This window comes from Burkholderia anthina (genome assembly GCF_902498995.1).
Taxonomy (GTDB): Bacteria; Pseudomonadota; Gammaproteobacteria; order Burkholderiales; family Burkholderiaceae; genus Burkholderia; species Burkholderia anthina.
This window is the reverse complement of the sequence record NZ_CABVLY010000012.1, coordinates 15,806-28,020: the sequence shown is the minus strand read 5'-3', so window position 1 is coordinate 28,020 and position 12,215 is coordinate 15,806. Positions and strand designations below refer to the sequence as shown.

The window sequence follows — 12,215 nt, the reverse complement described above, 5'->3', positions numbered from 1 at the left end:
GCCGGAGCCTGCGATGTTTGCGCCGCTGTCGAATCTGTCCGCCGATCAGGTGAATACCGCGATCTCCGTCGGCTGCTTCGTGCTGACGGTCGTGCTGTATTTCGTGTCGAAGCGGCTCTACGCGTACAAGAAGACGCTGCTGTTCTCGCCGCTCGTGTTCGTGCCGGGCGTGCTGGTGCTGCTCGTCGTGCTGACCGGCACCCCGTATTCGGTCTACTTCCGCGACACGCGCTGGCTCATGTGGCTGCTCGGCCCGGCGACGATCGCGTTCGCGGTGCCGATCTACGAGTATCGCGACCTGATCCGCCGCCACTGGCTGTCGCTGTCGGTTGGCGTCGCGGTCGGGATCGGCGCGGGCGTGTGCGGCTCGCTGCTGCTCGCGAAGCTGCTGCACCTGTCGCCGGAGCTGCAGCGCTCGCTGATGACCCGTTCGGTCTCGACCCCGTTTGCGCTCGCCGTGTCCGACAAGATCCACGCGCCGAAGGATCTCACCGCGCTGTTCGTGATCGCGACCGGCATCTGCGGGATGCTGCTCGGCGAAATCGTGCTCGCGCTGGTGCCGATGCGCACGCGGCTCGCGCGCGGTGCACTGTTCGGCGCCGCTGCCCACGGCGTGGGCACCGCGAAGGCGCGCGAGATCGGTAGCGAGGAAGGCGTCGTGTCGAGCCTCACGATGATGATCGCGGGTGTCGCGATGGTGCTGATCGCACCGCTGCTGTCGTTGTTGCCGATCTGACGAGGCACGGGCGGGCGCCGCGGCCGGCCCGGCCCGCCGCTTCCATTCGCGGCCCGAGCGCCCGCTAGGCCGTGCCCCGTTCCGCATGGCCGCTTCCCCGCCGTTTCCCCCTGCATCGAGCCGACACCCGACCGACAATCGGCTGAGATAGCCGCAAATCCCCCCTCTTTTCCACCCATCGCGTCCGGCCCGGATGCCGAACAATGCATGCTACGAGATATCACGCACGCATTCACATGGCCTCCACGACCGCAAACCCGACTGCCGACAAGCCGGCTTCGTCGGGCAAGTTCAAGCGCATCGCGCTCATCGCCGTCATCGCGCTGGGTGCGGCCGCCGCTGCCGCCGCCGGCATGTACGTGTTCATGAGCAAGGCGGGCGTCAGCCATCCGAGCACGCACGCCGAGCCTGCGCCGCTCGCCGCGCCGGTGTTTTTCCCGCTCGACCCGCTGACCGTGAACCTGCAGTCGGACGACGGCATGCAGCACTACCTGCGCGTCGGCCTGTCGCTGAAGCTCACCGATCCGAAGACGCAGGAGCAGTTGACCGCGCGGATGCCGGAAATCCGCAGCCGGATCCTGCTCGCGCTGTCGAACAAGCATCCCGAGGATCTGGCGACGCCGGACGGCAAGCGTGCGCTCGCGAAAGAATTGCAGGAGCTGATCGGGCAACCGACGCAGCCGGGCAACGAGCGCGCGAGGGTCGACGACGTGCTGTTCACCGAATTCGTCGTCCAGTAACGCGGCCGAAAAAGGAGCGCGCATGGGCCACCAGGAGTTCATGTCCCAGGAGGAGGTCGACGCCCTCCTCAAGGGCGTTACGGGCGAAACCGATACGGTCGACGAGCAGCACGACCCGTCGGGCGTCCGCCCCTACGACATCGCGACGCAGGAGCGGATCGTCCGCGGCCGGATGCCCGGCCTCGAGATCATCAACGACCGCTTCGCGCGGCTGCTGCGGATCGGCATCTTCAACTTCATGCGGCGCACGGCGGAGATTTCCGTGAGCCAGGTGAAGGTGCAGAAGTACAGCGAGTTCACCCGCAACCTGCCGATTCCGACGAACCTGAACCTGGTGCACGTGAAGCCGCTGCGCGGCACGTCGCTGTTCGTGTTCGATCCGAACCTCGTGTTCTTCGTCGTCGACAACCTGTTCGGCGGCGACGGGCGTTTTCACACCCGCGTCGAGGGCCGCGATTTCACGGCGACCGAGCAGCGGATCATCGGCAAGCTGCTGAACCTCGTGTTCGAGCAATACGCGAGCGCGTGGAAGAGCGTGCGGCCGCTGCAGTTCGAATTCATGCGCTCGGAGATGCACACGCAGTTCGCGAACGTCGCGACGCCGAACGAGATCGTGATCGTCACGCAGTTCTCGATCGAGTTCGGGCCGACCGGCGGCACGCTGCACATCTGCATGCCGTACTCGATGATCGAGCCGATCCGCGACGTGCTGAGCTCGCCGATCCAGGGCGAGGCGCTCGAAGTCGACCGCCGCTGGGTGCGCGTGCTGTCGCAGCAGGTGCAGGCCGCCGAGGTCGAGCTGAGCGCGGATCTCGCCGAGATCTCGACGAACTTCGAGAAGATCCTGAACCTGCGTACGGGCGACGTGCTGCCGCTGGAAATCGCGGACACGATCGTCGCGAAGGTCGACGGCGTGCCGGTGATGGAATGCGGTTACGGCATTTTCAATGGTCAATATGCGTTGCGCGTGCAGAAGATGATCAGCGCGGGCGACACGATGAAGGAAGGTGGATATGAGTGAGCTGAACCAGACGCCCGATCTCGACCCGCAGGCGCTCGCCGACGCGGCCCTCGCGGAATCGGCTGCCGCCGCGCAGGCCGATCCGGGCATGGACGACTGGGCCGCCGCGCTCGCCGAGCAGAACCAGCAGCCGGTGCAGGCGGGTGCGACGGGCGCCGGCGTGTTCCAGCCGCTGTCGAAGGCCGCGCCGAGCTCGACGCACAACGACATCGAGATGATTCTCGACATCCCGGTCAAGATGACCGTGGAGCTGGGCCGCACGAAGATCGCGATCCGCAACCTGCTGCAGCTCGCGCAGGGGTCGGTCGTCGAGCTCGACGGCCTCGCCGGCGAGCCGATGGACGTGCTCGTGAACGGCTGCCTCATCGCGCAGGGCGAAGTGGTCGTCGTCAACGACAAGTTCGGCATCCGGCTGACCGACATCATCACGCCGGCCGAACGCATCCGGAAGCTGAATCGATGAAAGCCGCGCCGTTCGGCCGCCGCATGCGCCGCGCGACTGCAGCGGCGGCGGCCGTCGCCGCGTCGCTCGCCTGCGCGCCGGCCGGCGCGGCCGACATGAACGCGGTGAACCACGCCGGCGCGATCGCGTCGGGCGTGATCGTCGGTTCGGCCGCGCCGTCGCTCGGCGTCGGCGCGGTGCTGCAAACGCTCGTCGGGCTCGCGGTCGTGATCGGCCTCGTGTTCGGCTGCGCGTGGCTCGCGCGCCGCTTCGGGTTCCAGCCCGCGCGGCGCGGCGGCCCGCTGAAGGTCGTGTCGAGCGTCGGGCTCGGCGCGAAGGAAAGCGCGACGATCGTCGAGATCGGCGACACCTGGCTCGTGCTCGGCGTCGCGCCGGGCAACGTGCGGCTGCTGCATACGCTGCCGGCCGGCTCGGCGGCGGTGACGACGGCGACCGCCGCGACCGATGCACCCGCCGGCGCCGCACCGGCCGACCGCGGGCTGCCCGGCACGTTCGGCGCGCGCTTTCGCGACGCGCTCGCGGGCGAAGCCGCGAAGCGTCTCGGGCGCGGCAAGGACCGCTGACATGGCGCCGTGCCCTCTTTCCGTTCCCGCATGTCGATGAAACACGCATTCCTGCGCCACGCGGCGCGCTTCGCGCCCGTGCTGATCCTCGGCCTCGCCCCCGCGCTCGCGTGCGGGCAGGCGGCCGGCCTGCCCGCGTTCAACACGAGCCCGGGCCCGAACGGCGGCACCACCTATTCGCTGAGCGTGCAGACGATGCTGCTGCTCACGATGCTGTCGTTCCTGCCGGCGATGCTGCTGATGATGACGAGCTTCACGCGCATCATCATCGTGCTGTCGCTGCTGCGCCAGGCGCTCGGCACCGCGACGACGCCGCCGAACCAGGTGCTGGTCGGCCTCGCGATGTTCCTCACCTTCTTCGTGATGTCGCCGGTGCTCGACCGCGCCTACACCGACGGCTACAAGCCGTTCTCCGACGGCGCGCTGCCGATGGAGCAGGCCGTGCAGCGCGGTGTCGCGCCGTTCAAGACCTTCATGCTGAAGCAGACCCGCGAGACCGATCTCGCGCTGTTCGCGAAGATCTCGAAGGCCGCGCCGATGCAGGGCCCGGAAGACGTGCCGCTGTCGCTGCTGGTGCCCGCGTTCGTCACGAGCGAACTCAAGACCGGGTTCCAGATCGGCTTCACGATCTTCATCCCGTTCCTGATCATCGACATGGTCGTCGCGAGCGTGCTGATGTCGATGGGGATGATGATGGTGTCGCCGTCCACCGTGTCGCTGCCGTTCAAGCTGATGCTGTTCGTGCTGGTCGACGGCTGGCAGCTCCTGATCGGCTCGCTCGCGCAGAGTTTCATGTGAGCGGCGGAGGAATCGCGCGATGACACCCGAACAAGTGATGACGCTGGCGCACCAGGCAATGATGGTCGGCCTGCTGCTCGCCGCGCCGCTGCTGCTGGTCGCGCTCGCGGTCGGCCTCGTCGTGAGCCTGTTCCAGGCCGCGACGCAGATCAACGAATCGACGCTGTCGTTCATCCCGAAGCTGCTCGCGGTGGCCGCGACGCTCGTGATCGCCGGCCCGTGGATGCTGACGACGATGCTCGACTACCTGCGGCAGACGCTGCTGCACGTCGCAACGCTCGGCGCCGGCTGACCGGCGCGCCAGGCCCGGTTCCACCGCGATGTTCTCCGTTACCTACGCGCAGCTCAACGGCTGGCTGATCGCCTTCCTGTGGCCGTTCGTGCGGATCCTCGCGCTCGTCGCGACGGCCCCCGTCGTCGGTCACGCGTCGGTGCCGGTGCGCGTGAAGATCGGCGTGGCCGCGTTCATGGCGCTGGTCGTCGCGCCGACGCTCGGTGCAATGCCCGGCGTCACCGTGTTCTCCGCGCAGGGCATCTGGATCATCGTCACGCAGTTCCTGATCGGCGCGGCGATGGGCTTCACGATGCAGATCGTGTTCGCGGCGGTCGAGGCGGCCGGCGACTTCATCGGGCTGTCGATGGGGCTCGGCTTCGCGACCTTCTTCGATCCGCATTCGAACGGCGCGACACCGGTGATGGGGCGGTTCCTGAACGCGATCGCGATGCTCGCGTTCCTCGCGGTGGACGGCCATCTGCAGGTGTTCGCGGCGCTCGCCGCGTCGTTCCAGTCGCTGCCGGTGTCCGCCGACCTGCTGCACGCGCCCGGCTGGCGCACGCTCGCCGCCTTCGGCGCGACGGTGTTCGAGATGGGGCTGCTGCTCGCGCTGCCGGTGGTCGCGGCGCTCCTGATCGCGAACCTCGCGCTCGGAATCCTGAACCGCGCGGCGCCGCAGATCGGCGTCTTCCAGATCGGCTTTCCGGTCACGATGCTGGTCGGACTGTTGCTCGTGCAACTGATGATCCCGAACCTCGTGCCGTTCGTGTCGCACCTGTTCGACATGGGGCTCGACGCGATGGGGCGGGTGTTGCCGGGTTGGCGCTAGACCCCCTGTGCTTCCCCGATTGCTGGAAAACCCCTAAAGGAATCGCCACCCCGCGAAAGGTGGCGGAAGGTTTCGTCTACCTATACTCGGTGATGACGATGCAGCAAGCATCGCGCCATACGAATACAACGAAGGAGACGACCCGATGCGACCCATCCTGCGCACCCTCGCCGTGGCAGCCAGCCTGAGCTGCGCGCTCGCCGCTCACCCCGCTTTCGCCGACGACGGCGGCAAGATCACGATCATGGTCGGCGGAATCGCGAAGCTGATCTACCTGCCCGCGCGGCTCACGCAGGAACTCGGCTACTTCAAGGCCGAAGGGCTCGACGTCGAACTGCTGTCGCAGCCGGCCGGCGTCGACGCCGAGAACGAGCTGCTGGCGGGCGCCGTGCAGGCCGTCGTCGGCTTCTACGACCATACGATCGACCTGCAGAGCAAGGGCAAGGACGTGAAGGCGATCGCCGTGTTCGGCCAGGTGCCGGGCGAAGTCGAGATGGTGTCGACCAAGGCGGCGCCGACCTTCAAGTCGATGGCCGATGCGAAAGGCAAGACGCTCGGCGTGACGGGCCTCGGCTCGTCGACGAGTTTCCTCACGCAATACCTCGCGCTGCAGCACGGCGTACCGTCGACCCAGTACACGATGCTGCCGGTGGGCGCCGACGCGAGCTTCATCGCCGCGATCAAGCAAGGCCGCATCGACGCCGGGATGACGACCGAGCCGACCGTGTCCGCGCTCGAGAAGATGGGCGACGCGAAGGTGCTGGTCGACATGCGCACCGTCGACGGCACGCGCGCCGCGCTCGGCGGCACCTATCCGGCCGCGAGCCTGTACGTGCAGTCGGCCTGGGCCGATTCGAACAAGGCGCAGGCGACCAAGCTCGCGCATGCGTTCGCGAAGACGATGCAGTTCATCCACACGCACAGCGCCGAGGAAATCGCCGCGAAGATGCCGGCCGACTACCAGAAGGACAAGGCGCTGTACGTGACCGCGCTGAAGGCGTCGCTGCCGATGTATACGGCCGACGCGAAGATGCCGGCGGACGGCCCGGCGACCGTGCTGAAGGTGCTGTCGGCGTTCAACCCGTCGGTGAAGGGCAAGCACATCGACCTGGCGCGCACCTATACCAACGATTTCGTGAACGCGAAGTAACCGACCTCGGTACCGGCGCCGGCGGCGGCGATCCCGCCGCCGTGCGCGCCCCGTTCCGGCCCGGCTGACCGGCCCGGCGTCGCCACGATGCGGCGCCCTCTTCACCCGCAGGACGAATGCGATGAACCAGGCAGTCTCCCCGAGCACACCAGCGATCGAGTTTCGCAACGTGTCGTGCCGCTTCATTTCGCCGGAAGGCAAGGCCACCGTCGCGCTGCGCGACTTCAGCATGAGCGTCGCGCGCGGCGAGTTCATCGCGATCGTCGGGCCGACCGGCTGCGGCAAGTCGACCACGCTGAACCTGATCACCGGGCTGCTCAAGCCGGTGTCCGGCGAAGTGCGTGTGATGGGCCGCCCGGTCGACGGGATCGACCCGCGCATCGGCTTCGTGTTCCAGGCCGACGCCGTGTTCCCGTGGCGCAACGTGATCGACAACGTCGCGGCCGGCCCCCTGTTTCGCGGCCGCTCGAAGGACGTCGCGTATGCGCAGGCCGAGGAATGGATCCGCAAGGTCGGCCTCGACAAGTTCACCAAGCACTATCCGCATCAGCTCTCCGGCGGGATGCGCAAGCGCGTCGCGCTCGCGCAGACCTTCATCAACCAGCCGGAAATCCTGCTGATGGACGAGCCGTTCTCCGCGCTCGACATGCAGACGCGCACGCTGATGCAGGACGAGCTGCTGCAGCTGTGGTCCGCGAACAAGGGGTCGGTCGTGTTCGTCACGCACGATCTCGAGGAAGCGATCGCGCTCGCCGACCGCGTGTTCGTGCTGACCGCGCGCCCCGCGACGCTCAAGCGCGTGTACGAGATCGACCTGCCGCGCCCGCGCGTCATGTCGGAAGTGCGCTACGACCCGCGCTTCATCGAGATTTCCAAGGACATCTGGCACGACCTGCGCGAAGAAGTGCAGATCGGCTGACCGCATAAGCCGCACGGCAGGCAATGGCAACACACAGCAAGGACAGGAGCATGACCGACATGACGCTTCCCACCACCGCCCTTCCGGCGACCACGCTCGAGGACGACGAGCGCGCCGCGCAACGCCGGCTGCGCCGCCGGCGCAACCTGATCGTCGGGCTGCGGATCGCCGTGCTCGTCGTCGTGCTGGGCGGGTGGGAACTCGCCGCACGGCTGAAGTGGATCGATCCGTTCTTCTTCTCGATGCCGTCGCTGATCTTCGAGCAGATCCAGGACTGGTTCGTGAACGGCACGTCGCAGGGCCCGCTGCTCACGCAGGTGTGGGTCACGCTCGAGGAAACCGCGATCGGCTTCCTGATCGGCTCGGTCGCCGGCGTGATCTGCGGGATCGTGCTCGGCCGCAACAAGCTGATGGCCGACGTGTTCGGCCTGTACATCCAGATCGCGAACTCGATTCCGCGCGTCGTGCTCGGCTCGGTGTTCGTGATCGCGCTCGGCCTCGGGATGGCGTCGAAGATCGCGCTGGCCGTCGTGATGGTGTTCTTCGTCGTGTTCGGCAACGCGTTCCAGGGCGTGCGCGAAGCCGACCGCTACCTGATCGCGAATGCGCAGATCCTCGGCGCGTCGCGCCGGCAGATCACCACGGCCGTCGTGATCCCGTCCGCGCTGAGCTGGATTCTCGCGAGCCTGCACGTGAGCTTCGGCTTCGCGCTGGTCGGTGCGGTGGTCGGCGAATTTCTGGGTTCCAAGCAGGGCATCGGCCTGCTAATCTCCACCGCCCAGGGCGCGTTCAACGCGAGCGGCGTGTTCGCGGCGATGATCGTGCTGGCCGTGGTCGCGCTGGCCGCCGACTACCTGCTGACCTGGGTCGAGAAGCGCTTGCTGAAGTGGCGTCCCGCCGCGTTCTGAGCACCGCCCGCATCACATGACACGCCCGAACCGCGCCGGCTGCCCCGGCGCGGTTCGGCATTGAGGAGAAGGCATGGCGCACAGCCTGCGCGGGCGGCTTCTGTGGTGGCTGCTGCTGCCGCTCGCGGCTTTCGTGCTGATCGCGGGCGCGATGTCGTACGACACCGCGCGGCGCACGGCCGGGCTCGTGCAGGACAGCGCGCTCGTCGCATCCGCGCGCACGATCGGCGAGGACGTCGAATGGCGCAACGGGCTGCCCGTCGCCGACGTGCCGCCGGCCGCGCTCGAGATCTTCGAATCGCCGTCGCGGGATTCGGTGTTCTACAAGGTGATCGACGGCCACGGCCGGCTGCTCGCGGGCCACCCGGCGCTCGAGGTGTCCGGGCGGCACGGCGTCGAGCCGACGCTGTACGACACCTCGCTCGACGGCGTGCCGCTGCGCGCGGCGGCCTACGATCGCCAGCTGTACGACGAAGGGCAGATCGAGACGGTGACGGTGGTGGTCGCGAAGACGACGCGTTCGCACGATGCGATGGTGGCAACGATCTGGCGCCCGCAGCTCGTGCGCCTGTCGCTGATGCTGGTGCTCGCGGTGGTGCTCGTCTATCTGGGCCTCACGCTCGAGCTGCGGCCGCTGATGAAGCTGAAGGACGACGTCGCCGATCGCGGACCGATGGAGCTCGAGCCGATCCGCCCCGAGCGGCTGCAGCACGAGTTGCGGCCGATCGTCGACGCGATCAACCAGTGCATCGCGCGGCTCAATACGCATACGGCCACGCAGCGCCGCTTCATCGCGGACGCCGCGCACCAGCTGCGCACGCCGATCGCGGTGCTCGACACGCAGATCCAGTACGCACAGCAGCGCGGGCGCGACGATCCGGCGCTCGCGTCGGTGCTCGACAGCATGCAGCGCAGCAGCCGCAAGATGGCCGACGTGACCGACAAGCTGCTGCTGCTCGCGCATGCGGAAGCGACGCCGTCGACGCTGCTCACGCATCGCGTCGATCTCGCGGCCGTGGTGTCGAGCGTGCTGGAGGAGACGATCGTGCTCGCGCAGCGGCGCGACATCGATCTCGGCGCGGATCTCGGCGAGCGGCTCGACGTCGCGGGCAGCGACAGCCTGCTGACCGCGCTGGTGATGAACCTCGTCGACAACGCGGTGCGTTACACGCAGCCGGGCGGCTGCGTGACGGTCGCCGCGCAACGCCATGGCGACACGATCGTGCTCGACGTGATCGACAACGGCCCGGGCATTCCGGCCGAAGCGCGGCCGCATGTGTTCAAGCGGTTTTACCGCGTGTCGGCCGACACCGAAGGCTCGGGCCTGGGCCTCGCGATCGTGCGCGAGATTGCGCAGGCGCACGGCGGCAGCGCGTCGCTCGCGCCGGGGCCGGGCAATCGCGGCGTCGTCGTGACCGTGCGGCTGCCCGCCTATGATTGAGAACGTGATGCCGTCATGAAACTTCTATTGGTCGAAGACAACGCCGAACTCGCGCACTGGATCGTGAACCTGCTGCGCGGCGAGGATTTCGCGGTCGACTGCGTCGGCGACGGCGAGCGCGCGGACACGGTGCTGAAGACCGAACGCTACGACGCGGTGCTGCTCGACATGCGGCTGCCCGGCATCAGCGGCAAGGAGGTGCTCGCGCGACTGCGGCGCCGCAACGACAACGTGCCGGTGCTGATGCTGACCGCGCACGGCTCGGTCGACGACAAGGTCGACTGCTTCGGCGCGGGCGCCGACGACTACGTGGTCAAGCCGTTCGAATCGCGCGAACTGGTCGCGCGGATCCGCGCGCTGATCCGCCGGCAGGCCGGCGTCGGCACGACCCAGCTCGTATGCGGCGATCTCGTCTACGCGTTCGGCACGCGCGAATTCCGCTGCGGCGACGCGGTGCTCGCGCTGCGCCGCCGCGAGCATGCGATCCTCGAAACGCTGATGCTGCAGCAGAACAAGACGGTGTCGAAGGCGCGGCTGATGGACAGCGTGTTCGCGCTCGACGACGAGCCGAGCGCCGACGCGATCGACATCTATATCCACCGGCTGCGCAAGCATCTGGCCGGCAGCACGGCCGAGATCATCACGCTGCGCGGGCTGGGCTATATCCTGCGCGCGAAGAGCGTGCAGGACTGACGCGGTCGCGCTCCCCGCCCTCGTCCATCCCTTCGCATAACGAATCTTTTCTGAAAACCCGGCGGCTGCCCGTCGGGGCGGCGGCCGCTCGCCTGCCCGATTCGTGATCGCCGCGCGTTCGGTGTTTTCACCGATCCGATTCTTGCTGCCGGGAAAGCGGCATGAAGGATTGCACCCTCTACCATGCTACGCGTCGGCCCTCTCGCTGTGGCCGGCAACAGCCGGCATACATTACGTAGTGCCAATAAACATTTCAATGCGGCAGCCAGGAGGAGACGATCTTGAAACGCAAAACCCTTGCCCTTTCCATCGCGGCGGCGGGCCTCTGTGCCGGCACCCAGGCGCACGCGCAGTCGAGCGTGCAGCTCTACGGCCTGATGGACCTCAGCTTTCCGACCTACCGGACCCACGCCGACGCGAACGGCAATCACGTGATCGGGATGGGCAACGAAGGCGAGCCGTGGTTCAGCGGCAGCCGCTGGGGCCTGAAAGGCGCGGAGGACATCGGCGGCGGCACGAAGGTCATCTTCCGCCTCGAAAGCGAATACGTGGTCGCGAACGGCCAGATGGAAGACAACGGCCAGATCTTCGATCGCGACGCCTGGGTCGGCATCGAAGACGCGCGCTTCGGCAAGCTGACGGCCGGTTTCCAGAACACGATCGCGCGCGACGCATCGGCGATCTACGGCGACGCATACGGCTCCGCGAAGCTGTCCGCCGAGGAAGGCGGCTGGACCAACTCGAACAACTTCAAGCAGATGATCTTCTACGCGGCCAGCCCGACCGGCACGCGCTACAACAACGGCCTCGCGTGGAAGAAGCTGTTCAGCAACGGCATCTTCGCGAGCGCCGGCTACCAGTTCAGCAACTCGACCGCGTTCGCGACCGGCTCCGCATACCAGCTCGCGCTCGGCTACAACGGCGGCCCGTTCAACGTGTCGGGCTTCTACAACCACGTGAACAACGGCGGCTACACCAACCAGACGTTCTCGGTCGGCGGCAACTATACGTTCAGCATCGTGCGCCTGAACGCCGGCTACTTCCGCTACAACGGCGACCAGGGCTCGCTCGGCCAGCGTCACGACGACGCATGGACGGTGTCGATGAAGATCCAGCCGAAGGGCGTGCTCGACTACGAGCTCGGCTATCAGCAGATGCGGGTCAAGAACGCCGCGTACACCTCGGACGGCTTCATCCCGAACGCGAACCTCGGCGCGTTCAGCCTGACCAGCGGTGTCGGCAACGGCTTCAAGGAAACGCTCTACGGGTCGGTGTTCTATCACCTGAGCAAACGCACCGAGCTGTACCTCGCCGGCGACTACATGAAGCTGCACGGCGGTTACACGGTGTCGTCGACGTTCGGCGCGAAAAACCAGCTCGAGCTGACGACGGGCGTCCGTACGCGTTTCTGATCCGGCGGCCGGGGCGCGCCGCGCCCCGCCGTTTTCTTCGTTCGAGACTTCTCCATGCGGGCACGGCGGCGCATTGCGCTGACCGTGCCCTTTTTTTCGTCGTTTTCGGCGGGTGCCGGCGCTCCGGGAAACGCCCGCCGGCGAGCGCCGCGACAACCGGCCCGAAGCCGCCTGCGGCCCGTCCGGCGGGCGATCGCGGCGGATGCGCGCATGCTTGCCTCGCATCGGTGCTTGACCTGCGCCGACCGACTCGCTAGCGTTTCGGGTT

Annotated in this window: 14 protein-coding genes; all 14 read left to right on the top strand. The window is 67.5% G+C overall.

The genetic code is table 11. The annotated features are described in order from the left end of the window. Positions 1–13: 13 nt before the first annotated feature. The 14 genes from BME24068_RS16845 to BME24068_RS16780 all read left to right on the top strand — a co-directional run bounded on the left by BME24068_RS16845 (position 14) and on the right by BME24068_RS16780 (position 11,947). Entirely contained in the window at positions 14–736 is a 723-nt protein-coding gene (locus BME24068_RS16845; RefSeq protein WP_096506762.1) for an LrgB family protein, read from the top strand. Positions 737–939: 203 nt separating this feature from the next. After that, on the top strand, positions 940–1,476 hold the full coding sequence (gene fliL, locus BME24068_RS16840; RefSeq protein WP_174926750.1) for a flagellar basal body-associated protein FliL: 537 nt from the start codon (positions 940–942) through the stop codon (positions 1,474–1,476). 22 nt (positions 1,477–1,498) lie between these two features. Beyond that, a complete protein-coding gene (gene fliM / locus BME24068_RS16835) occupies positions 1,499–2,497 on the top strand; it encodes a flagellar motor switch protein FliM (RefSeq protein WP_096506764.1) in 999 nt (332 codons plus the stop codon). Further along, positions 2,490–2,960, top strand: a complete 471-nt coding sequence (gene fliN / locus BME24068_RS16830; RefSeq protein ID WP_096506765.1) for a flagellar motor switch protein FliN — start codon at positions 2,490–2,492, stop codon at positions 2,958–2,960. Before fliM ends, fliN begins: the two co-directional genes overlap by 8 nt. After that, positions 2,957–3,523: a flagellar biosynthetic protein FliO gene (fliO, locus tag BME24068_RS16825; protein WP_174926749.1), complete on the top strand. Its 567-nt coding sequence runs from the start codon at positions 2,957–2,959 to the stop codon at positions 3,521–3,523. The genes fliN and fliO overlap by 4 nt, the downstream gene beginning before the upstream one ends. Before the next feature lie 36 nt (positions 3,524–3,559). Beyond that, entirely contained in the window at positions 3,560–4,321 is a 762-nt protein-coding gene (fliP, locus tag BME24068_RS16820) for a flagellar type III secretion system pore protein FliP (protein WP_174926748.1), read from the top strand. A 19-nt stretch (positions 4,322–4,340) separates the two neighbouring features. After that, a complete protein-coding gene (fliQ, locus tag BME24068_RS16815) occupies positions 4,341–4,613 on the top strand; it encodes a flagellar biosynthesis protein FliQ (protein ID WP_006750427.1) in 273 nt (90 codons plus the stop codon). 28 nt (positions 4,614–4,641) lie between these two features. Beyond that, a complete protein-coding gene (gene fliR, locus BME24068_RS16810) occupies positions 4,642–5,424 on the top strand; it encodes a flagellar biosynthetic protein FliR (protein WP_174926747.1) in 783 nt (260 codons plus the stop codon). Between the two features lie 145 nt (positions 5,425–5,569). Beyond that, a complete protein-coding gene (locus BME24068_RS16805) occupies positions 5,570–6,574 on the top strand; it encodes an ABC transporter substrate-binding protein (RefSeq protein ID WP_174926746.1) in 1,005 nt (334 codons plus the stop codon). A gap of 121 nt (positions 6,575–6,695) precedes the next feature. After that, complete coding sequence (locus tag BME24068_RS16800) at positions 6,696–7,493, top strand: ABC transporter ATP-binding protein (protein ID WP_096506768.1); 798 nt, start codon at positions 6,696–6,698, stop codon at positions 7,491–7,493. Positions 7,494–7,552: 59 nt separating this feature from the next. Further along, on the top strand, positions 7,553–8,401 hold the full coding sequence (locus BME24068_RS16795) for an ABC transporter permease (protein WP_174926745.1): 849 nt from the start codon (positions 7,553–7,555) through the stop codon (positions 8,399–8,401). Positions 8,402–8,474: 73 nt separating this feature from the next. Continuing rightward, on the top strand, positions 8,475–9,842 hold the full coding sequence (locus BME24068_RS16790) for a sensor histidine kinase (protein WP_096506770.1): 1,368 nt from the start codon (positions 8,475–8,477) through the stop codon (positions 9,840–9,842). A gap of 15 nt (positions 9,843–9,857) precedes the next feature. Then, positions 9,858–10,535 (top strand): response regulator, encoded by a 678-nt coding sequence (locus tag BME24068_RS16785; protein ID WP_096506771.1) that lies wholly within the window; start codon positions 9,858–9,860, stop codon positions 10,533–10,535. Between the two features lie 281 nt (positions 10,536–10,816). Next, positions 10,817–11,947, top strand: a complete 1,131-nt coding sequence (locus tag BME24068_RS16780; RefSeq protein ID WP_174926744.1) for a porin — start codon at positions 10,817–10,819, stop codon at positions 11,945–11,947. The last annotated feature ends 268 nt before the right edge of the window (positions 11,948–12,215 follow it).